The organism is Nocardia otitidiscaviarum NBRC 14405 (assembly GCF_000308635.1).
Taxonomy (GTDB): Bacteria; Actinomycetota; Actinomycetes; order Mycobacteriales; family Mycobacteriaceae; genus Nocardia; species Nocardia otitidiscaviarum.
This window is the reverse complement of the sequence record NZ_BAGD01000037.1, coordinates 64,141-83,475: the sequence shown is the minus strand read 5'-3', so window position 1 is coordinate 83,475 and position 19,335 is coordinate 64,141. Positions and strand designations below refer to the sequence as shown.

20 protein-coding genes are annotated in these 19,335 nt (G+C 69.6%); 12 read left to right on the top strand and 8 right to left on the bottom strand.

Annotation, left to right across the window (positions count from 1 at the left end; all coding sequences use genetic code 11):
* Positions 1-208 precede the first annotated feature (208 nt).
* From ON31_RS06335 to ON31_RS06325, 3 genes are all read right to left on the bottom strand, one after another.
* On the bottom strand, positions 209-1,330 hold the full coding sequence (locus ON31_RS06335) for a M20 family metallopeptidase (protein WP_051036920.1): 1,122 nt from the start codon (positions 1,328-1,330) through the stop codon (positions 209-211).
* A gap of 206 nt (positions 1,331-1,536) precedes the next feature.
* Entirely contained in the window at positions 1,537-2,745 is a 1,209-nt protein-coding gene (locus ON31_RS06330; protein WP_370450405.1) for a M20 family metallopeptidase, read from the bottom strand.
* A 217-nt stretch (positions 2,746-2,962) separates the two neighbouring features.
* The gene (locus tag ON31_RS06325) at positions 2,963-3,667 is read right to left on the bottom strand and encodes an enoyl-CoA hydratase-related protein (protein ID WP_039810252.1); all 705 of its coding nucleotides are present in this window, start codon (positions 3,665-3,667) and stop codon (positions 2,963-2,965) included.
* Between the two features lie 205 nt (positions 3,668-3,872).
* On the opposite strand from ON31_RS06325, the gene ON31_RS06320 reads away from it, so the two are divergent.
* The 3 genes from ON31_RS06320 to ON31_RS06310 all read left to right on the top strand — a co-directional run bounded on the left by ON31_RS06320 (position 3,873) and on the right by ON31_RS06310 (position 6,736).
* Positions 3,873-4,652: a purine-nucleoside phosphorylase gene (locus ON31_RS06320; RefSeq protein ID WP_039810311.1), complete on the top strand. Its 780-nt coding sequence runs from the start codon at positions 3,873-3,875 to the stop codon at positions 4,650-4,652.
* Positions 4,653-4,718: 66 nt separating this feature from the next.
* On the top strand, positions 4,719-6,509 hold the full coding sequence (locus tag ON31_RS37755) for a phosphohexomutase domain-containing protein (RefSeq protein ID WP_440589919.1): 1,791 nt from the start codon (positions 4,719-4,721) through the stop codon (positions 6,507-6,509).
* Positions 6,506-6,736, top strand: a complete 231-nt coding sequence (locus ON31_RS06310; protein ID WP_255222001.1) for a hypothetical protein — start codon at positions 6,506-6,508, stop codon at positions 6,734-6,736. The genes ON31_RS37755 and ON31_RS06310 overlap by 4 nt, the downstream gene beginning before the upstream one ends.
* A 27-nt stretch (positions 6,737-6,763) precedes the next feature.
* Here ON31_RS06310 and upp read toward each other — a convergent pair whose 3' ends face one another.
* On the bottom strand, positions 6,764-7,387 hold the full coding sequence (gene upp, locus ON31_RS06305; protein WP_029925588.1) for a uracil phosphoribosyltransferase: 624 nt from the start codon (positions 7,385-7,387) through the stop codon (positions 6,764-6,766).
* Between the two features lie 190 nt (positions 7,388-7,577).
* Between upp and ON31_RS36520 the strand changes: the two genes are divergently transcribed.
* The 5 genes from ON31_RS36520 (at position 7,578) to ON31_RS06280 (ending at position 11,640) form a co-directional block, all read left to right on the top strand.
* A complete protein-coding gene (locus ON31_RS36520) occupies positions 7,578-7,901 on the top strand; it encodes a type VII secretion target (RefSeq protein ID WP_039810249.1) in 324 nt (107 codons plus the stop codon).
* A gap of 436 nt (positions 7,902-8,337) precedes the next feature.
* Positions 8,338-9,507, top strand: coding sequence for a C40 family peptidase (locus ON31_RS06295; protein WP_063821440.1), 1,170 nt, complete (start codon positions 8,338-8,340; stop codon positions 9,505-9,507).
* 194 nt (positions 9,508-9,701) lie between these two features.
* On the top strand, positions 9,702-10,043 hold the full coding sequence (locus tag ON31_RS06290) for a hypothetical protein (RefSeq protein ID WP_039810245.1): 342 nt from the start codon (positions 9,702-9,704) through the stop codon (positions 10,041-10,043).
* The gene (locus ON31_RS06285; RefSeq protein ID WP_029925581.1) at positions 10,040-10,369 is read left to right on the top strand and encodes a YbaB/EbfC family nucleoid-associated protein; all 330 of its coding nucleotides are present in this window, start codon (positions 10,040-10,042) and stop codon (positions 10,367-10,369) included. The genes ON31_RS06290 and ON31_RS06285 overlap by 4 nt, the downstream gene beginning before the upstream one ends.
* A gap of 26 nt (positions 10,370-10,395) precedes the next feature.
* Positions 10,396-11,640, top strand: a complete 1,245-nt coding sequence (locus tag ON31_RS06280) for a SatS C-terminal domain-containing protein (RefSeq protein ID WP_039810242.1) — start codon at positions 10,396-10,398, stop codon at positions 11,638-11,640.
* A gap of 28 nt (positions 11,641-11,668) precedes the next feature.
* Here the strand turns inward: ON31_RS06280 and ON31_RS06275 are convergent, their stop codons facing one another.
* The 4 genes from ON31_RS06275 to ON31_RS06260 form a co-directional block, all read right to left on the bottom strand.
* Positions 11,669-12,331, bottom strand: a complete 663-nt coding sequence (locus tag ON31_RS06275; RefSeq protein WP_039810239.1) for a hypothetical protein — start codon at positions 12,329-12,331, stop codon at positions 11,669-11,671.
* A gap of 109 nt (positions 12,332-12,440) precedes the next feature.
* Entirely contained in the window at positions 12,441-13,532 is a 1,092-nt protein-coding gene (locus tag ON31_RS06270) for an adenosine deaminase (protein WP_039810236.1), read from the bottom strand.
* Positions 13,533-13,725: 193 nt separating this feature from the next.
* On the bottom strand, positions 13,726-15,012 hold the full coding sequence (locus tag ON31_RS06265; protein ID WP_039810233.1) for a thymidine phosphorylase: 1,287 nt from the start codon (positions 15,010-15,012) through the stop codon (positions 13,726-13,728).
* A 25-nt stretch (positions 15,013-15,037) separates the two neighbouring features.
* Positions 15,038-15,439 carry a cytidine deaminase gene (locus ON31_RS06260; protein WP_039810230.1) on the bottom strand — a complete coding sequence of 134 codons (402 nt, stop codon included), beginning with the start codon at positions 15,437-15,439 and terminating at the stop codon, positions 15,038-15,040.
* A gap of 303 nt (positions 15,440-15,742) precedes the next feature.
* Between ON31_RS06260 and sdhC the strand changes: the two genes are divergently transcribed.
* From sdhC to ON31_RS06240, 4 genes are read left to right on the top strand one after another with little or no spacing between them, the layout of a single operon-like run.
* Positions 15,743-16,138: a succinate dehydrogenase, cytochrome b556 subunit gene (gene sdhC / locus ON31_RS06255; RefSeq protein WP_081592260.1), complete on the top strand. Its 396-nt coding sequence runs from the start codon at positions 15,743-15,745 to the stop codon at positions 16,136-16,138.
* Between the two features lie 2 nt (positions 16,139-16,140).
* Positions 16,141-16,572, top strand: coding sequence for a succinate dehydrogenase hydrophobic membrane anchor subunit (locus ON31_RS06250; RefSeq protein WP_029925568.1), 432 nt, complete (start codon positions 16,141-16,143; stop codon positions 16,570-16,572).
* Between the two features lie 16 nt (positions 16,573-16,588).
* Entirely contained in the window at positions 16,589-18,388 is a 1,800-nt protein-coding gene (gene sdhA / locus ON31_RS06245) for a succinate dehydrogenase flavoprotein subunit (RefSeq protein ID WP_051036918.1), read from the top strand.
* On the top strand, positions 18,388-19,155 hold the full coding sequence (locus ON31_RS06240) for a succinate dehydrogenase iron-sulfur subunit (RefSeq protein ID WP_029925565.1): 768 nt from the start codon (positions 18,388-18,390) through the stop codon (positions 19,153-19,155). The genes sdhA and ON31_RS06240 overlap by 1 nt, the downstream gene beginning before the upstream one ends.
* Positions 19,156-19,335 lie beyond the last annotated feature (180 nt).

Sequence of the window (19,335 nt, the reverse complement as noted above, 5' to 3'; positions counted from 1 at the left end):
GACCTACCGACACGAGCGGGCGACCTACCGACACGAGCGGGCGACCTACCGACACGAGCGGGCGACCTACCGACACGAGCGGGCGACCTACCGACACGAGCGGGCGACCTACCGACACGAGCGGGCGACCTACCGACACGAGCGGGCCGCACCCCGATCCGGGGGCGGCCCGCTCGTGTCGAATCGCCGGTGTTCGAATCTTGCCGTGTCAGTGCGCGTTCAGCACCAGGTTGCTCATCACCCGCACACCGACCGCCAACGCGCGTTCGTCGATGTCGAAGGTGGGCTGGTGCAGGTCCAACTGCTCGCCGTGCCCGGACCAGACGCCGAGGCGCGCCATGGCGCCGGGCACCTCCTCCAGGTACCAGGAGAAGTCCTCGCCGCCCCCGGACTGGGGCGTGTCGGCCAGCGCGTCGGGGCCGAGCGCCCGGATCGACTCCTCGAACATGCGCACGGCGGTCTCGTCGTTCACCACCGGCGGCACGCCGCGCTTGTAGTTGAGCTGATACCGCACGCCGGTCGGGGCCAGCAGCCCGTCCACGATCTCGCGGACCATGGGCTCGAGCAGCGACCAGGTCGCGTGGTCGCCGGTGCGCACGGTGCCGGTGAGCATGCCCGTCTGCGGAATGGCATTGGGCGCCTTGCCCGCCGATACCGCGCCCCACACCATGACGGTGCTGGTGCGCGGATCGATGCGGCGGCTGAGCAGACCCGGCAGGCCGGTGATCACGGTGCCGATGGCGTACACCAGATCGCTGGTCAGATGCGGCCGCGAGGTGTGCCCGCCGGGCGAGTCCAGCACCAGTTCGACGGTGTCGGCGGCGGAGGTGATGGCACCCACGCGGATGCCGACACGCCCGACCTCCAAACGCGGATCGCAGTGCAGCGCGAACATGCGCGACACGTCCTCCATGGCGCCCGCGGCGACCATGTCCAGCGCACCGCCGGGCATGACCTCCTCGGCGGGTTGGAACACCAGTCGCACACCGACCGGCAGGTCCGGCACCTCGGCCAGCGCCAGCGCGGTGCCGAGCAGGATGGTGGTGTGCGCGTCATGCCCGCAGGCGTGCGACACGCCCGGCACGGTGGAGGCGAAGGGCAGCCCGGTGTACTCCTGCAGCGGCAGCGCGTCCATATCGGCGCGCAGGCCGATGCGCGGGCCGTCGTCGGGACCGATATCGCAGATCAGCCCGGTGCCGCTGGGCAGTTTCCGCGGTTCCAGCCCAGCCTTGACCAACCAGGACTCCACGAATTCGGTGGTGCCGAACTCGGTGCGGGAGAGCTCGGGGTTCGCGTGGATGTGCCGTCGCCAGGAAATGAGGTCTTCCATGTGCTCCGACAGCCACGCGTCGACCGCGTGACGCCCGGTCTGTACTGCCGTGGCGGCGCTCGCTCTGCCCGGTCTGGTCACGCAAGCCGCCGCCTCCGGGCCTGCGGTTCGTGCTGCGCCCGAAGCGGTACTCGCGGATCCGTCCGTGGTCACGCAAGCCGCCTTCTCCGGGCCCAACCCTCGCACCGGGGACCGGCCGGTTGTACTCACCGAATGTCCTCCTGTCGCTGAAACTGCCGTTGCTTGACGCGTTCCGACAACCTGTCTCTGTGTAATTCATCGCTCGCGACCTGTATCGCCGTTCTCGCCAGCGCCGTTGCCCCGTCGAGGACGGCGCGATCGGCCGAGGCGTTCACGGCGGCGGCCGCGAAGGCGGGCTGGTGCGTAACCGCTCCACCGGCATCGATGCCGATAATCGGGTGAATGCCGGGAATGACATTGGTGACATTGCCCATATCGGTACTGCCCAACGGTCGTGCCGCCTCGAGTTCCGGGGCAATCGGAGCGCGTCCCAGACCGATGATCTGTTCGCGGTACGCCAACAGTAGTGCGGCATCGGGCGTGAGCTCGGTATATGTGGGCGCGAGCTGCCGGATGTCGTGTGTGCATCCGGTAGCCAGGGCACCAGCCTCGAAGCACGCCGATGCGCGTCGCATCAGATCGTCGAGGGCCGCGGAGTCCTCTGCTCGTAGGTAATACAGCAGTTCCGCGTGTCCGGGCACGATGTTGGGGGCCACGCCGCCCGATCCGACTATACCGTGGAGTTGCTGTCCGGGGAGGAGATGTTGACGCAGCAATCCGAGGGCAACTTGCGCGACGGTGGCGGCGTCCCCCGCATTGCGTCCGTATTCCGGGGCCGCGCTGGCATGCGCCTCGCGCCCGTGGAAGACCACCTGCAGATCGGCGAGGGCCAGTGAATGCGCGCCCACGATGTCCTCGGGACCCGGATGCACCATGAGCGCCATGGCCGTGTCGTCGAACACACCGCGCTCGAGCATGAGCACTTTGCCGCCGCCGCTCTCCTCGGCGGGCGTGCCGTAGACCTTCACCGTGATGCCGAGCCGGTCGGCCACCGCGGCGAGTCCCAACCCCGCGCCCACCGAGGCGGCGGCGATGATGTTGTGCCCGCAGGCGTGGCCGATCTCCGGGAGCGCGTCGTACTCGGCAAACAAGCCGACCACCAGGTCTCCGTGACCGTAACTGGCGGTGAAGGCGGTCGGCAGCCCGCCGACACCGGTCTCGATCTCGAAGCCGTGCTCGGCGAGCGGTTCGATGACCTTGGCCGCGCTGCGCCGCTCCTCGAACGCCAGCTCCGGCTCGTCGTGAATCGCGTGCGACAGCGCCGCCAGGCGCTCCCGTGCCCCCGCGATCACCGTGTCCGCCCCGGTCAGCAGCGCCGAATCCGCCGATGTCACGGCAGCATGCACCGATAGGTCGGCAGTGCGCTGCCGCCCATTCGAACTCGGGTCATCGCCGCCGCTGTGCGCTGACATGGGAGACAGTCTCGCATTGTGTCACCCGAATGTCGCAGCGGCCGGCCCCGGAAGCACCCCCAATACCGTCCGGCCTGCCATTCGGGGGCGGGTCCGCCCCGCACGCCCACTGGGGCGCGGGGCGTCGCGAGCGGCTTGCTCAGCTCACGCTGAAGGCGAGGTTCTCGGCCGTCGTCGGCGTCATCAGCCCTTCGAGCGTGCGCGCGTGCAGTGCCTTCTTGATGACCGCGAGGTTGGGCTTGCGGTTGCCCGCAAGTGTCGCCGCCCGCGCCACCGCCGCACCCAGCAACTGGTCCGCATCCGCTTTGTCGTCCACGATGCCCGCGGCGATGGCGTCATCGGCCGCGTACCGGCGTCCGGTCGTCATGGCCTCGACCGCCACCTGATTGGTCAGCCGGCCGGTGACCAGCGCGTTCATCGCCACGGTGAACGGCATCCCCAGATGCACCTCGGGCAGGCACCAGAAGCCGCGGTCGGCGCGCATGACGCGGAAGTCGTGCGAGGTGGCCAGCATGGCCCCGGCCCCGAAGGCGTGGCCGTTCACCGCCGCCACGGTCGGCATGGGGAAGGCCAGCAGGCGGGTGTAGAGCGAGTGCACCCGGTCCAGGTACCAGTGGTTCTTGTCGAAATTGCCGAACAGCCAGTCGGTGTCGAGTCCGTTCGAGTAGAACTTGCCGGTCGCCACCGTCACCAGCGCGCCCGGTCCCTCGGACGCCTCGACCTCATCCAGCTTCGCGTGGACCTCGTCGATCCAGTCCGGGTGAAAACGGTTCTCGCTGTCGGTCTGCCCCTCATTGCCGAGGTACAGCACGAACACGTCCCCGTCACGCTTCAAATACGGCATGCGTGCAGCGTAATCACCCCCCACCCACTACCTACTCGCGGGTAGCCACACGGTTCCCGGCGAAGGGGAACTGGTGGCGGAGGGCTCTCGCGTTTCGCCGCCACCAGTTCCCCCTGATCGCCCGCCCGACTCGGGAAGCGGGCAAAGGGGGCGGGGGGTGGATGGGAGACTGCGCGGGAGATCGAGTGGGACTAGGGTGGGCGGCATGCTAGCCGCGCAGGCCGCCGAGGCGATCGCCGAACGAACCGGAGTGCAGGAGCACCGAGTCGCGGTGGTGCTCGGGTCGGGATGGCAGGAGGCGGCGCTCGAGATCGGGGAGCCGGCCGTCTCCATTCCCATGAGCGAGGTGCCCGGATTCGGGTCGCCGACGGCGCAGGGACACCAGGGCACGATCCACTCGGTCGGCGTGGGTGATGCGCCCGTACTGCTGCTCATGGGGCGCCAACACCTGTACGAGGGGTACGAACCCGCGCAGGTGGTGCATCCGGTGCGCACCGCCATCGCGGCGGGCGCGCGGACCGTGCTGCTCACCAATGCGGCGGGCGGCATCCGCCAGGGCTTGCAGGTCGGCGAGCCGGTGTTGATCGGCGACCACCTCAATCTGACCGGCCGGACGCCGCTGGTCGGCGCGGACTTCGTGGATCTGGTCGATGCCTGGGATCCCGAACTGCGTTCCCTGGCAAAGGAAGTCGATCCGAGCCTGACCGAGGGCGTGTACGCGGGGCTGACCGGCCCGCAGTACGAGACCCCGGCCGAGATCCGGATGCTGCGCACCATCGGCGCGGACCTGGTCGGCATGTCCACGGTGCTGGAGGCCATCGCCGCACGAGCGGCGGGGGCGCGGGTGCTGGGCATCTCGCTGGTGACCAACCTCGCCGCCGGGGTGACCGGGGCGCACCTGTCGCATGCGGAGGTGCTCGCCGAAGGCCACGCGGCCGCACCACGATTGGGGAAGTTGCTGCGCGGCGTGCTGGAACGACTCTAGGAGGCGCTCGTGCTGCGCTTCGGCACCGCCGGTCTGCGCGGACCCCTGCGGGACGGTCCGGACGGTATGAACGTGGAGACGGTGACGCGCGCCAGCGCCGGAATCGCGGACTGGCTGCGCGACCGCTGCCTCGGCGGCGGTCTGGTGATCGTCGGCCGCGACGCCCGGCACGGGTCGGCGGAATTCGCCGCCGCCACGGCGGAAGTCTTCGCCGCCGCCGGTTTCACGGTGCTGCCTCTCCCCCGCCCGCTGCCGACGCCCATCGTGGCCTACGCGGTACGCGAACTGAAAGCGGTTGCGGGCGTGCAGATCACCGCCTCACACAACCCGGCCACCGACAACGGCTACAAGCTCTACCTGGATGGCGGCTCCCAGCTCGTCCCGCCCGCCGACACCGAGATCGAACGGCGTATCGAAGCGGTGACCGCCCCTGTCCCCCGCTCCGATCCCGCTTCCGCCGCACCGGATCCCGGCCTGCTGTCGCTCCCCGCCGATGCCAGCGTCGCGCAGATGGGCGAGGAGATCGTGCGCCGCTACCTCGCCCGGGTCGCCGAGCTGCCGACCCGCATCGGTGGTGCGGCACCCGCCACATCACGCAGGGCACCGACGATCCCGGCCGGGGCCACTACACGGCCTCCAGCAGCCGAAGCGCCGCCCACCCCCGGCACCGACGAACTCACCACCCCGACCAGCACATCCAGCACCGAGGGCTCCTCCATCTCGGGTGCGACTGCGCGCATCGGCGGTACGACCGCGGGCGGCGACCAGGTGAGCGCCGCCAACATGCGCGCGACGCCGACCACCGGAGCTGCCGGTGCATACGGCCTGGAGCCCGCCGTCGATACCGTGGGCACGTCCGATGGCGACGGTGCTGAGCGGTTGTGGCGCAGGCCCGTTCGTATCGCGTTGACCGCCATGCACGGTGTGGGCGGTGAGCTCGCGGTGCGGGCGTTGCGGGCGGCCGGGTTCGCGGATGTGGAGGTGGTGACGGAGCAGTTCGCGGCGGATCCGGACTTTCCCACCGTCGCGTTCCCGAATCCGGAGGAGCCGGGGGCCGCCGATCTGCTGCTGGCGCTCGCGGAGCGCGTCGGGGCGGATGTGGCCATCGCGCTGGATCCGGATGCCGACCGGTGTGCGGTCGGGGTGCCGGGGCGCGGGGGCTGGCGCATGCTGCGCGGGGATGAGACCGGGGTGCTGCTGGGCGATTACGTGCTGCGCACGGCCGCTCCGGGTGCGCTGATCGCGACCACCATCGTCTCGTCACGACTGTTGAGCAAACTCGCTCCGGCACGGGGGGCGCGCTACGCGGAAACACTCACCGGGTTCAAGTGGCTGGCCCGCGCGGGCGACGGGCTGGTCTACGCCTACGAGGAGGCCATCGGGCACTGTGTGGACCCGGCCGCGGTGCGCGACAAGGACGGTATCTCCGCCGCCGTCGCGGCGGTCGATCTGGTGGCGCGGCTGCGGGCCGTCGGACGCACCGTCGACGACGTACTCGACGACTACGCGGTCGAATTCGGCGTGCACGCCGGTGCCCAGGTGTCGCTGCGCCTGGCCGACGCCACCGAGGCCGCGGCCGTGGTGGCGCGGTTGCGCGCCGAGCCGCCCACCGAAATCGCCGGGGAGCCGGTCACTTCCACGGATCTGCTCCAGGTGCGCGGGCGCATGCGCACCGACGCCCTGATCTTCGAGGGCGACGCCCTGCGCCTGGTGGTCCGCCCGTCCGGCACCGAACCGAAGCTCAAGTGCTACCTGGAGACCTTCGAACCGGTTCCGGACCCGGCCCAACTCGCCACCGCGCGCACCACCGCCGAGCAGCGGCTCGCCGGAATCCGGGAGTACTGCGAAAAGCTGTGAACCACACCATGAACGGTCAACGCTGCTCCTCGTGCGGACACCACGAGCTGGAACCGGGATTCCTGGAGGACGCGGGCGAATCGTCGCGCGGCTACGCACGCTGGATCCCCGGCCCGCTGGAGTTCGGCCTGTTCGGTGGCGCGAGACGCTTCGGCAAACGCCGCTTCCCCGTCACTGCCCACCGCTGCACCCGCTGCTCACACCTGGAACTCTTCGTCCGGAAGTAGCGGCCGTGCGGCCGGGCCGGAAAGTGCTCAGCGGGGGCCGAATTGGCGGTCTCCGGCGTCGCCGAGGCCGGGGACGATGAAGGCTTCGGAGTTGAGGCCGCGGTCCACCGAGGCGGTGACCAGGCGGATGGCGTGGCCCGACTTCTCCAGGGCGGCAATGCCTTCGGGGGCGGCGACCACGCACAGCACGGTGATGTCGCGGGCGTTGCGGGTGGCCAGCAGGTCGAGGGTGTACACCATGGAGCCGCCGGTGGCGAGCATGGGATCGAGCACGATGACCGGGGTCCGGGACAGATCGTCCGGCAGGGATTCCATGTAGGGCGTCGGCTGGTGGGTCTTCTCGTCGCGCGCCAGGCCGACGAAACCGATGCGGGCGTCCGGGATCAGATTCTCGGCGGTCTCGACCATGCCCAGCCCCGCGCGCAGCACCGGGACCAGCAGCGGCGGTGCGGCCAGCCGGGTGCCCTCGGCGGCGGCGACCGGGGTGGTGATGGGGAAGGTCTCCACCGGCGCTTCCCGCATGGCCTCGTAGACCAGCAGCGCGGTGAGATCACGCAGCGCTGCCCGGAATGTCGGATTGGGGGTGCGGGCGTCGCGCATGGTGGTGAGCAGTGCGGCCGCGAGCGGATGATCGACGATCTGGGTGCGCATGTACGAAGAGGATACGGCGAGTTGCCACGCGCCACGCCGACGGCCTGCGCATTTCCGCGCCGACCGGAACCGGTCCGGGTCCGGCCGCGTCCAATCCCGTGAACGAACCACTCCGCCGACGGCAGCCCGCCGAGACGTCCCCGACGTACCCGGCTGCCCGCGGCGGCCACCGTGTGATTGGGGGATTCGGATGTACGACCTCACCGTCGACCCGACCGGCATGGCGACCTACGCCACCACCACCCACCTCCGGGCGGCCGACCTCACCGCCGCCGCCACCCGAGCCACCCCCGCCAGCCCGCCCCTACTCACCCCCCGCTTCGGCCTACTGTCCCCCGACTTCCTGGCCGCCTACTCCGCGGCCCACACCACCCACCTCGCCACTATCTCCACCCTCGCCACCGTCCTGACCAGCATGGCCGCGACCGCCACCGGCTCGGCCACCACCTACACCGACCTGGACAGCGCCCGCGCCGCGGGACTCCACCCGACCGGCGGGGAGATGAACGCATGACCACCGAGCCAGGTACCGGCCGCATCCACACCCACGCGACCACGATCCGCACCGGCAGCGAGCGTGGGAGCGCCCGGCAGGACACGGGAGCACACAACTCGAAAGCCCGGGACCGATCACGCTGCCGATGCACGCATGACCGCTCGAAGGGGCGCACCGGGCACCCAGAAGGAGACCTCCCGACCGCACGCAGCGGAGGTGGCCGCACGGCGAACCGGCAGCACGCGGAGCACACACGCGATGATTCGCGGCCGAGCGCGGCGGAGGTGTTCGCATGACCGCGGGGCGGGGTGCGGGGCGGTCGCGAGGGGAACGGGTGTGTGCGCGGTGGTCGCACCGGGCGGCCGGGCCGTCCGGATGTCGGGTGCGGGCGGGGCGGGGCGGGGGTTGCGTCGGGGCGGCGGGGGGTGCCGGGTGATGCGGGTGGGGGTGTGCGGTGAGCGGGGTCGATATCGGGGCGTTGGGGCGGCCGATCGTCGAGTTGCGGGCGAGCCTCGGGGATGCGGCGCAGGTGGCGGCCGCGGTGGAGGCGTTGCGGCGGTTGTCGGATGAGCTCGACGGGATGCTCGGCTCGGGGCGGGCCGGGGCCGACCGGTTGGCCGACGCGTGGCGGGGCGAGGCCGGGGATGCCGCGCTGGGCACCGGGTTGCGGGTGCAGACGGCGGTGGCGGAACTGGCCGATCGCGGCCGGGCCGTGGCCGAGGTGGTGGAGCGCGCGTCCGGGGAGGTGGTCGCCGGGGAGCGCGAACTGGAGGAGATCCTGCGGTCGTTCGGGACGAGTGTGACCGCGCTCGGACCGGCGGCGGCGACACCGCCGGGCATCGGCCTGATCGTGGCTGCCGCCATCGACCATCTGGGGCGGGCGCTGGCGGTGGTGGGCCGGGTACGGGTGGACCTCGAAGACGAGACGGCGGCACTGCTCGACCTGGCCGAGCCGATACCCACTCCCCGACCGGTCGAGGCGGAGGCGTCAGCGACCGCACCGGCGAGCACGGCCGGTGCGGCGAGCACGGCCGAGCCGGTGGGCGGCGCTACGACCCCGGCCGCCGTGCTCGGACCCGCATCGAACGGTCCGGTCGGTTCGGGAGCCGGGATGTTCGACACCGCATCGCGATTCGCCGACTCCACACGCACCGTCCCCGCCGCGATGAGCACCCCGGGCACGGGCGCGCTGTCCGAGGACCGCACCGAGCCCAGTTCAACCGGACCGGGGGTGAAGCTCACCCTGCCCGACGGCAGTACCGTGGAAGCGCCCAACCAGCAGGCGGCGGATGCCGTGCGCAATGCGCTCGGTGCGGTCGGCACCCCGTATGTCTGGGGCGGCACCACACCCGGCGTCGGCCTGGATTGCAGCGGACTGACGCAGTGGGCCTACGCGGAGGCGGGCGTACCGCTGCCGCGCCTGGCCCAGCACCAGGGCGATGGGCATATGCGGGTGGGTCCGGGAGAATTGCTGCCGGGCGATCTGGTGGTATGGGACGGGCACGTGGCCATGGTGATCGGCAACGGCCAACTGGTGGAGGCGGGCGACCCGGTCCAGGTGGGCCCGATCCGCACCGAGAACAGCGGGATGCGGTTCCTCGGGTTCTACCGCCCGACCGCATGACGAGCCGAAACCGCTGGCGGCTGGCGTCCGGTGGAAAGCACGACCGGCGGAGCGCCACCAGCGGAGCACAACCGCCAGAGCACGACGGGCGAAGCACGACCGAGCGGAGCACGATGGACGAGCCGGGGAACAGCAGCTCGAACGATCACAGCCCAGGGCCGACAGGTCACCACCCACTTCCGGAAGGTCACCGCATGAGCGAAGCACAGGTCCCGAACGTGACCACGGCGAGCAGTTCCAATCGCGCGGGCACGGTCACGGTGCGCGCCACCGATCAGGGGATGCCGGTGGAGATCTCCTTCGAGCGCGGTGAATACCGTTACGGTGCACAGGCTCTCGCCGACGAGATCCTGCGGCTGACCAAGCGGTCCGCCATCGCGGCCAAGGCGCGGCGGCGTGAGCTGCTGGCGGAGGCGGGTCTGCCCGACGACGCGCTCGACCGGCTGGGGCTGCCCACCCGCCGGGCCGCGGTCGAGGCGCTGGATCACCTCGACGACGCCGACACCGGGCAGACGAGCTGGGTGAAGCCGGTATGAGCGCCGAGATGGACGCCCTGGTCACCGGGGTTACCAACCAATTGGAAGCGCTGGAGGCCGCACTCTACGACCTGAAGCGGGTGCGCGGCAGATTCGCCGCCGAGGATGGTTCGGTCACCGCCGAGGTGGACGGCGACGGCGCGCTCACCGGCCTCTGGCTGGCCGAATCCATGACCTCCCGGCCCCCGTCGGAGGTGGCGGAATCGATCCTCTGGGCATGCGGGCGAGCGGCCGCGGAGGCCGGTGCGCAACGGTCCCGAATCGTTGCCCGGCTGAACGAGTCCTTCACGCCGGGAAATGTTGCGGGGAACCCGGATAGTGCCTGACGCCACCACTGGCTAGGCTTCCGGTCATGGCTTCTGGAGACATCGTCCCGATCGAGCTCGGTCTGACAAATGGCGACCTCGTCACCCTGTGGGCGCCGCGCTGGCGGGACGGTGACGACGAGTGGGAGGCGTTCCTCGGTCACGAGGACTCCCTCTACGGTTTCGAGTCGGTCGCGGAGCTGGCCGCGTTCATTCGCACCGACTCCGACAACGACCTGGTCGACCACCCGGCGTGGAAGATCATCGCCGGGCTGTCGGCGGCGGAACTCGAGCCCGAGGAGCAGTACGTCTTCGACCTCGTCGGCGTGCCGGAGCTGGCGGCGGGCGATCCGGACCCGGAGGTCGTCGCCGAACTCGAGGAAACCCTCGACATGGTGCGCAATATCGGCGAGGTCTGCGAACTCGACGTGATCACCAAGTTCTTCGGCTCACATCCGGTGCTGGGCGCGCTGCCCGCCGGGGTGAGCGCCTTCACCGGCCAGGAGGGACTCGAGCTCTGGGACCAGATCGGCGCGGCCATCGCCAAGGACTGGGACTCCGTGCTCGACGCCGTCGACTCGGTGGTGAAGACGCCGGAGGTGGATGCCGACGCGGTCGCGGTCGCGGAGGCCGAACTGCTTGCGGCGGAGGAGAATATCGTCGACGCCGAGGACGCGGCCGAGACCGACGAGGATATCGAGCCGGTCGACCTCGACGAGGAGGACGAAGACGAGGACGAGTCGTTCTGGCACGAGGTCGGCATCGACCCGGTCAAGATCGTCACCTCCGAGGGCGTCTACTTCACGCTGCGCTGCTACCTCGACGACGAGCCGGTCTTCCTCGGCACCGACGGCACCATCACCGTCTTCGGATCCGAACGCGCGCTGGCCCGCTACCTGGCCGATGAGCACGACCACGACCTGGCGCAGGTGAGCACCTACGGCGAGGTGCAGACCGCCGCCGTGGACGGCTCGCTCGAGGTCGAGGTGACCGACGAGAACGTCTACGTGCTGCCCGGCCTGGCCGACGACCTCGCCGAGGGTCCGAAGGCCGTGGATGTGGACCAGCTCGACCTGGCGGTCGAATTGTTCACCGACGCCGCCGATTACGCCGACGACGACGCGGTGGAGACGGCACTGGCGGTGTCCACCCCGCTGGGCTGGTACGTGTCCTACCTGCTCAACCCGGACCCGACCCGGCTGGCGCCGAACCCGCCGTTCGCCGCCGAGGCGGAGGCGTGGAGGGCGTTGGAGCAGGGCTTCGAGAGCCGCCTCAGCGTGCACAAGGGCTGAGCGACAGCAGGTTTCACCGGCCGTGCCGTCAGGCGGCGTTGAGACGAATCCAGATCTGTTCGGAGCGGCCCAGCAGACGGCGGTCGGAACCGTAGAGGGCGGTGGAGGTGTGGGCCTTGCGGCCCTCCTCGCTGTGGAAGGCTCCGATCACCACGCACTGTTCACCCGGTTCGGGCCGGGCGGTGATCGTAGCGGTCATGGAGCCGAGCACCGCCGGACGGTCGAACATTCCGGGGACGGACCACGCACCGGGGCAGTCCATGGCGGCCCAGAGCAGCGGCGCGCCGATGGGGACGGTGCCGTCGGGGGTCCAGGGGGCGGCCACGACGCCGTCGGCGACCGGGCCGGGCTCGATACGCAGACCGTCGGAGCGCAGGCTGCCGCAGACGAAACAGTGGCCGAACAGGTCGTTGTTCCGGTATTCGCTGGTGGCGTCGGACGCCGCCGCGAGCGGCACCGGGGCGGGCGCGGGCCGAGTGAAGTCACCGGGGGTCGACTGCGCGACCAGGGTGTCGCCGTTGAACAGGTCGCCGTTCGCGAAGCGCAGATCCACGTCCAGTGGCGGCGGGCTGCGCAGGACGACCCGCACGGTGGGGGTGTCGTGCTGGTCGGCCAGCAGGCCAGCCACATAGCCGCCGTTGCCGGAGCCGGGCGGGCCGTTGAAGCGGCTCGGGATGCGCACAGTCTTCATAGTTCGCCACGGTAACGAAGTTGGGCGCGGCGCGGTGGGGCGGGATATCCGCGACGGCCGCCGAGCACTGCCGAGCGGCCGTCGGGTGACGGATGTCCCGACGCGGGACTCAGCCCAGGAGTACCGCGTAGCCGGGTTTGATCACCTCGTCGATGATGCGGAGGCGGTCGGGGAACGGGATGAAGGCGGACTTCATGGCGTTGATGGTGAACCGTTCCAGATCGCTCCAGCCGTAGTCGAAGGTTTCGACGAGCTTGAGCATCTCGCGGCTCATGGTGGTGTCGCTCATCAGGCGGTTGTCGGTGTTCACCGTGACGCGGAAACGCAGCCGGGCCAGCAGGTCGAACGGATGCTTCTCCAGTGACGGCACCGCGCCGGTCTGCACATTCGAGGAGGGGCACAGCTCGAGCGGGATCCGCATGTCCCGGACATAATTCGCGACCAGGCCGAGCCGGGGGCCGTCCGCCGAGTCGACGATGTCGTCGGTGATGCGCACCCCGTGGCCGAGCCGATCGCAGCCGCAGAAGGCCAGCGCCTCGTGAATGGAGGGCAGGCCGAATGCCTCACCGGCGTGAATCGTGAAGTGCGCGTGGTTGGCCCGCAGGTACTCGAAGGCGTCCAGGTGCCGGGTGGGCGGGTATCCGGCTTCGGCGCCGGCGATGTCGAAGCCGCATACGCCGCGGTCGCGCCAGCGTACGGACAGCTCCGCGATCTCCCGCGAACGAGCCGCGTGCCGCATGGCGGTGAGCAGGCAGGTGACGCGGACGGGGTGGCCCTCCTCGGCGGCCAGTGCCTCACCTTCGCGGAAGCCCTCGAGGGTGTGCCGCACCACGTCGTCCAGCGTCAGCCCGGCCTCGAGGTGCTGTTCGGGCGCGAACCGCACCTCGGCGTAGACGACCCCGTCGGCGGCGAGGTCGAGCGCGCATTCGCGGGCCACTCGCCGCAGCCCCTCCGGGGTCTGCATGACGGCCACGGTGTGGGCGAAGGTCTCCAGATAGCGTTCGAGCGATCCGCTGTCGGCGGCGTCTCGGAACCAGCGCCCGAGGGTTTCGGCATCGTGTGCCGGAAGCTGGTCGTAGCCGCAGTCGCGCGCCAACTCGAGCACGGTCGCGGGCCGTAACCCGCCGTCGAGATGATCGTGCAGCACGGCCTTGGGCGCTTGGCGGATCGAAGCAAGGGTAAGGGGCGTCGGTCCAGTCATGTACCCACGTTAGTCGGCGAAACGCGTGGCGTCAGGGTAGTCGCGGTACCGCCATCCGCACTGTGGCGTGTTGTTGCCCATACGTTGCCCCCGAGTCATCCGAGCGTCGGTTGCGGGTGATGCCGTCAGCGAGTCGTGGGCAGACCGCCGAAGGGGTGTTCCTGCGCTTCCGAAGGCGGTCGTCCCGCTTCGATCAGGGTTCGACGCGATCCAGAAGCAGTGGGGTGGGAGCGAATTCGCCGGGGGTGCCGATGGTGTAGGCGGCGTGGAGGTCTTCGAGGGCGGCGGGGATGGCGGCGGGGGTGTCGGTGTGCAGGGTGAGCAGGGGCCGGCCCGCGGTCACCGGATCGCCCGGCTTGGCGTGCATTTCGATGCCCGCGCCCCATTGCACCGGGTCGCCCTGGCGGGCGCGGCCCGCACCCAGCCGCCAGGCGGCCAGGCCGATGTCGAGGGCGTCCAGGCGGGTGAGGGTTCCTGTCGAGGGGGCTGGCACGGTTTCGGTGTGCGCGGCCCGGGGCAGCGGGGCGTCGGGGTCGCCGCCCTGGGCGGCGATCATCGACCGCCAGTGGTCCATGGCGCGCCCGTCGGCCAGCGCGTCCGCGGGGTCGACGTCGCGGATTCCGGCCTGCGCCAGCATCTCCCGCGCCAGGGCGAGGGTGAGTTCCACCACGTCGGCCGGGCCGCCGCCGGACAGCACCTCCAGCGATTCGGCCACCTCGAGCGCATTGCCCGCGGTGCGGCCCAGCGGCGTATTCATATCCGTGAGCAACGCCACCGTCCGCACGCCCGCGTCGGCGCCGAGTTCGACCATGGCGGTCGCCAGTTCGCGGGCGGCCGCGAACTCCTTCATGAACGCGCCGCGGCCCACCTTCACGTCCAGCACCAGCGCGCCGGTGCCCTCGGCGATCTTCTTGCTCATGATCGAGCTGGCGATGAGCGGGATCGATTCGACCGTGCCCGTCACATCGCGCAGCGCGTAGAGCCGTTTGTCGGCGGGGGCCAGATCCGCGCCCGCCGCGCACACCACCGCGCCGATCTTCGGATCGGCGAGGATCTCCCGCATCCGGGCGACCGGCAGCTCGGCTCGCCAGCCCGGGATGGACTCGAGCTTGTCCAGTGTGCCGCCGGTGTGCCCGAGCCCGCGCCCGGACAGCTGCGGCACCGCAGCGCCGCAGGCGGCGACCAGCGGGGCCAGCGGCAGCGTGATCTTGTCCCCCACGCCGCCGGTCGAATGCTTGTCCACGGTCGGGCGCGGTAGGTCGGTGAAGTCCATACGCTGCCCGGAGCCGATCATGGCGGCGGTCCACCGCGCGGTCTCCCGACGCGTCATCCCCCGCCAGACCACGGCCATGGCCAGCGCCGCCATCTGCTCGTCGGCCACCTCACCCCGGGTGAACGCGTCGATCACCCAGTCGATCTGGGCATCGCTGAGCTCGCCGCCGTCCCGCTTGGTCGTGATGATCCCCACCGCGCTCTGCATGGGTCGATCCTATGGCCGTGACCGGCTACCGCTGCCCGGCTTCCAGATCGTCGGGCCCGAAGGCGTCCGGCAGCAGCGCGCTCAGCGCGACCGGCCCACCGCGATGATCGACGAGCAGCTCATTGCCCCCGTGCTCGAACAGGATCTGCCGACACCGGCCGCACGGCATCAGGATCTCCCCGCGCGAGTCGCAGACCGACACCGCGGCCAACCTTCCCCCACCGCCCGAAATCAAGTTACCGACCAGTACACATTCGGCGCAGAGGCCTAGACCGTATGAGATATTTTCCACATTGCAGCCGCTCACAATACGTCGGTCTACGGTGAGAGCGGCCGCCCCGACCGGGAATCGGGAGTAGGGCGCATAGGCATTGTGCATGACTTCGAATGCGTTGCGGCGCAAGGCATTCCAATCTACTTCCGGCATATCGGACCTTCCTCGCATGGGCACGACGGTAGCGCGTTAACAGCCTTGACAACCGGCCTTGCAAATCAGGAAAGGCAAACCTAACTCAGGCAATTCGGCGGCAACGAGCGGCACGCCGAATTAGTTCCCCCAAACCCGTGGGATTAGAGTTCACGACAGATCGGTTCAGGTACCCGGCAGCGGACCGGACCACCGCAACCGGGATAACGATTCCGGCTGTGAGCTGGTGTTATCAAGTAAGCCTACGCGGCTCCGCGAGGGATCTGACCGGGTCCATCAACGACGTTGGAGGCACCGCACTCTATGACCACGCTAGAAGCTCCGGCCAAGCCGAAGCGGACCCTGTACCGAGGCGACCCCGGCATGTGGTCCTGGGCTTTGCACCGCATCACCGGTGTCACGATCTTCTTCTTCCTGTTCGTCCATGTTCTGGACACCGCCCTGGTGCGGGTCAGCCCGGACACCTACGACCAGACGATCGAGACGTACAAGACCCCCATCGTCGCCCTGCTGGAGATGGGCCTGGTCGTGTGCGTGCTGTTCCACGCCCTCAACGGCGTCCGGGTCATCCTGGTCGACTTCTGGGAGAAAGGTCCGCGCTACCAGCGGCAGATGCTCTGGATCGTGCTGACCATCTGGATCCTGCTCGCCGGGGCGGGTATCGGCCGCCAGTTCTTCTACCTGCTGACGGAGCACTGACAATGAGCGCACCTGTTCTCGGTAAGTCCTACGACCGCCCCGCCAGCCTGGACGCGCCCCGCGCGCCGCGCCGCACCTCCGGCAACAACTTCGAGAAGTACGCGTGGATCTTCATGCGCTTCTCCGGCCTGCTGCTGATCGTCCTGGTGCTCGGCCACATGTTCATCATGCTGATGATCGACGGCGGCGTGAAGCGCTTGAACTTCGCCTTCGTGGCGGGTCGCTGGGCCTCCCCGTTCTGGCAGATCTGGGACCTCACCATGTTGTGGCTGGCCCAGTTGCACGGCGGCAACGGCCTGCGCACCGTGATCGACGACTACGCCCGCAAGGACTCCACCCGCTTCTGGCTGAAGACCCTGCTGGTCGTCTCGATGATCCTGGTCATGGGCGTGGGCACCTACGTCATCTTCACCTTCGACCCCAACATCAGTTAGGAACAGGCCACCTCGCATGAGTGAGCGCAGCGAACGAATCAACAGTGCTGGTGAATCTCGCCCTGTTCAGGAGCACCGCTACGACGTCATCATCGTCGGTGCCGGTGGCGCTGGCATGCGTGCGGCGATCGAGGCCGGTCCTCGCGTCCGCACCGCCGTACTGACCAAGCTCTACCCGACCCGCTCGCACACGGGCGCGGCGCAGGGCGGCATGTGCGCCGCGCTGGCGAACGTGGAAGAGGACAACTGGGAGTGGCACACCTTCGACACCGTCAAGGGTGGTGACTACCTGGTCGACCAGGATGCCGCGGAGATCATGGCCAAGGAGGCCATCGACGCCGTGCTCGACCTGGAGAAGATGGGCCTGCCGTTCAACCGCACGCCGGAAGGCAAGATCGACCAGCGGCGCTTCGGCGGCCACACCCGCGACCACGGCAAGGCTCCGGTCCGCCGCGCCTGCTACGCCGCCGACCGTACCGGCCACATGATCCTGCAGACGCTGTACCAGAACTGCGTCAAGCACGACGTGGAGTTCTTCAACGAGTTCTACGTGCTGGACCTGATCCTCACCGAGAGCGAGCGTGGCCCGGTGGCCACCGGTGTGGTGGCCTACGAGCTGGCGACCGGCGACCTGCACGTGTTCCACGCCAAGTCGATCGTGTTCGCCACCGGCGGCTCCGGCCGCATGTACAAGACCACCTCGAACGCGCACACGCTGACCGGCGACGGCATGGCGATCGTGTTCCGCAAGGGTCTGCCGCTGGAGGACATGGAGTTCCACCAGTTCCACCCGACGGGTCTGGCGGGTCTGGGCATCCTGATCTCGGAGGCCGTGCGCGGTGAGGGCGGCATCCTGCGCAACGCCTCCGGCGAGCGCTTCATGGAGCGCTACGCCCCCACCATCAAGGACCTGGCGCCGCGTGACATCGTGGCGCGCTCCATGGTGCTCGAGGTGCTCGAAGGCCGCGGCGCGGGCCCGAACAAGGACTACGTCTACATCGACGTGACCCACCTCGGCGAGGACGTGCTCGAGGAGAAGCTGCCCGACATCACCGAGTTCTCCCGCACCTACCTGGGTGTGGATCCGGTGAAGGAGCCGGTGCCGGTCATGCCGACCTGTCACTACGTGATGGGTGGCATCCCGACCCGCATCCGCGGTGAGGTGCTGCGCAACAACACCGATATCGTCCCCGGCCTGTACGCCGCGGGCGAGTGCGCGTGCGTGTCCGTGCACGGTTCGAACCGGCTGGGCACCAACTCGCTGCTCGACATCAACGTGTTCGGCCGCCGTGCCGGCATCGCCGCCGCCGAGTACGCGCAGCGCAGCGAGTTCGTGGAGATGCCGGAGAACCCGGCGCAGATGGTGCAGGACTGGCTGGCGCTGATCCTGTCCGACCACGGCAACGAGCGGGTGGCCGACATCCGCACCGAGTTGCAGTACACGATGGATATGAACGCCGCCGTGTTCCGCACCGAGGACACCCTCAAGCAGGCGCTCACCGACATCCACGCGCTCAAGGAGCGGTACGCGCGGATCACCGTGCAGGACAAGGGCAAGCGCTACAACAGCGACCTGCTGGAGGCCGTCGAGCTGGGCTTCCTGCTGGAGCTGGCCGAGGTCACCGTGGTCGGCGCGCTCAACCGCAAGGAGTCGCGCGGCGGCCACGCCCGCGACGACTACCCGGATCGCGACGACACCAACTACATGCGCCACACCATGGCCTACAAGACCGGTCCGGAACTCATCTCCGATATCCGGCTGGACTACAAGCCGGTGGTGCAGACCCGTTACGAGCCGATGGAGCGTAAGTACTGATGACTGCTGTCGCTGAAACGCCGCAGAAGGCGGCTCCGGTCCCCGAGGGCTCGACGATCATCACGGTCAAGATCGCCCGGTTCAATCCGGAGGACGGCCAGGGCCAGCACTGGGATTCCTTCCAGGTGCCGGTGCTGCCGACCGACCGGTTCCTGAACGTGCTGATCTACATCAAGTCCTACCTGGACGGCACGCTCACCTTCCGCCGCTCCTGCGCGCACGGCGTCTGCGGATCCGACGCCATGCGCATCAATGGCGTGAACCGGCTGGCATGCAAGATCCTCATGAAGGACATGCTGCCCAAGAACGGCAAGGACATCACCGTCACCGTCGAGCCCATCCGCGGCCTGCCCGTGGAGAAGGACCTCGTGGTGGACATGGAGCCGTTCTTCGACGCCTTCAAGGCGGTCAAGCCGTACCTGATCACCTCGGGCAACGAGCCGACCCGCGAGCGCATCCAGTCCCAGCACGACCGCGCCCGCTTCGACGACACCACCAAGTGCATCCTGTGCGCCTGCTGCACCACCTCCTGCCCCGTGTACTGGAGCGACGGCAGCTACTTCGGCCCGGCCGCGATCGTGAACGCGCACCGCTTCATCTTCGACAGCCGTGACGAGGGCGCCCGCGAACGCCTGGACATCCTCAACGACGTCGAGGGTGTGTGGCGCTGCCGCACCACCTTCAACTGCACCGACGCCTGCCCCCGTGGCATCGAGGTCACCAAGGCCATCCAGGAGGTCAAGCGCGCCCTGCTCTTCGCGCGCTGAGTTCCCCCGCATCGCCTGAACCGCGAAGGCCGCCCGCAGCACCGCATGCGGGCGGCCTTTCGGCTGTGCGGACAACATCCGGGTCTCACCGCTGCGCCGGGCTCTGCCACCCCATCGTCCCGCCCCACCGGCGGAGAAACGGCGTGAGCAGATCGACGCCCCCGGGCCGTGGCATCCCGG

What these genes read in the sequence shown, in the direction of transcription:
- upp (WP_029925588.1), bottom strand. Translation starts at nt 7,387, where the DNA reads ATGCGCACCCAGATCGTCGATCATCCGCTCGCGGCCGCACTGCTCACC.
- ON31_RS06240 (WP_029925565.1), top strand. Translation starts at nt 18,388, where the DNA reads ATGACTGCTGTCGCTGAAACGCCGCAGAAGGCGGCTCCGGTCCCCGAG.
- ON31_RS06320 (WP_039810311.1), top strand. Translation starts at nt 3,873, where the DNA reads ATGCTAGCCGCGCAGGCCGCCGAGGCGATCGCCGAACGAACCGGAGTG.
- sdhC (WP_081592260.1), top strand. Translation starts at nt 15,743, where the DNA reads ATGACCACGCTAGAAGCTCCGGCCAAGCCGAAGCGGACCCTGTACCGA.
- ON31_RS06260 (WP_039810230.1), bottom strand. Translation starts at nt 15,439, where the DNA reads ATGCCGGAAGTAGATTGGAATGCCTTGCGCCGCAACGCATTCGAAGTC.
- ON31_RS06285 (WP_029925581.1), top strand. Translation starts at nt 10,040, where the DNA reads ATGAGCGCCGAGATGGACGCCCTGGTCACCGGGGTTACCAACCAATTG.
- ON31_RS06290 (WP_039810245.1), top strand. Translation starts at nt 9,702, where the DNA reads ATGAGCGAAGCACAGGTCCCGAACGTGACCACGGCGAGCAGTTCCAAT.
- ON31_RS06270 (WP_039810236.1), bottom strand. Translation starts at nt 13,532, where the DNA reads ATGACTGGACCGACGCCCCTTACCCTTGCTTCGATCCGCCAAGCGCCC.
- ON31_RS37755 (WP_440589919.1), top strand. Translation starts at nt 4,719, where the DNA reads ATGAACGTGGAGACGGTGACGCGCGCCAGCGCCGGAATCGCGGACTGG.
- sdhA (WP_051036918.1), top strand. Translation starts at nt 16,589, where the DNA reads ATGAGTGAGCGCAGCGAACGAATCAACAGTGCTGGTGAATCTCGCCCT.
- ON31_RS06275 (WP_039810239.1), bottom strand. Translation starts at nt 12,331, where the DNA reads ATGAAGACTGTGCGCATCCCGAGCCGCTTCAACGGCCCGCCCGGCTCC.
- ON31_RS06250 (WP_029925568.1), top strand. Translation starts at nt 16,141, where the DNA reads ATGAGCGCACCTGTTCTCGGTAAGTCCTACGACCGCCCCGCCAGCCTG.
- ON31_RS06280 (WP_039810242.1), top strand. Translation starts at nt 10,396, where the DNA reads ATGGCTTCTGGAGACATCGTCCCGATCGAGCTCGGTCTGACAAATGGC.
- ON31_RS06335 (WP_051036920.1), bottom strand. Translation starts at nt 1,330, where the DNA reads ATGGAAGACCTCATTTCCTGGCGACGGCACATCCACGCGAACCCCGAG.
- ON31_RS06325 (WP_039810252.1), bottom strand. Translation starts at nt 3,667, where the DNA reads ATGCCGTATTTGAAGCGTGACGGGGACGTGTTCGTGCTGTACCTCGGC.
- ON31_RS06265 (WP_039810233.1), bottom strand. Translation starts at nt 15,012, where the DNA reads ATGCAGAGCGCGGTGGGGATCATCACGACCAAGCGGGACGGCGGCGAG.
- ON31_RS36520 (WP_039810249.1), top strand. Translation starts at nt 7,578, where the DNA reads ATGTACGACCTCACCGTCGACCCGACCGGCATGGCGACCTACGCCACC.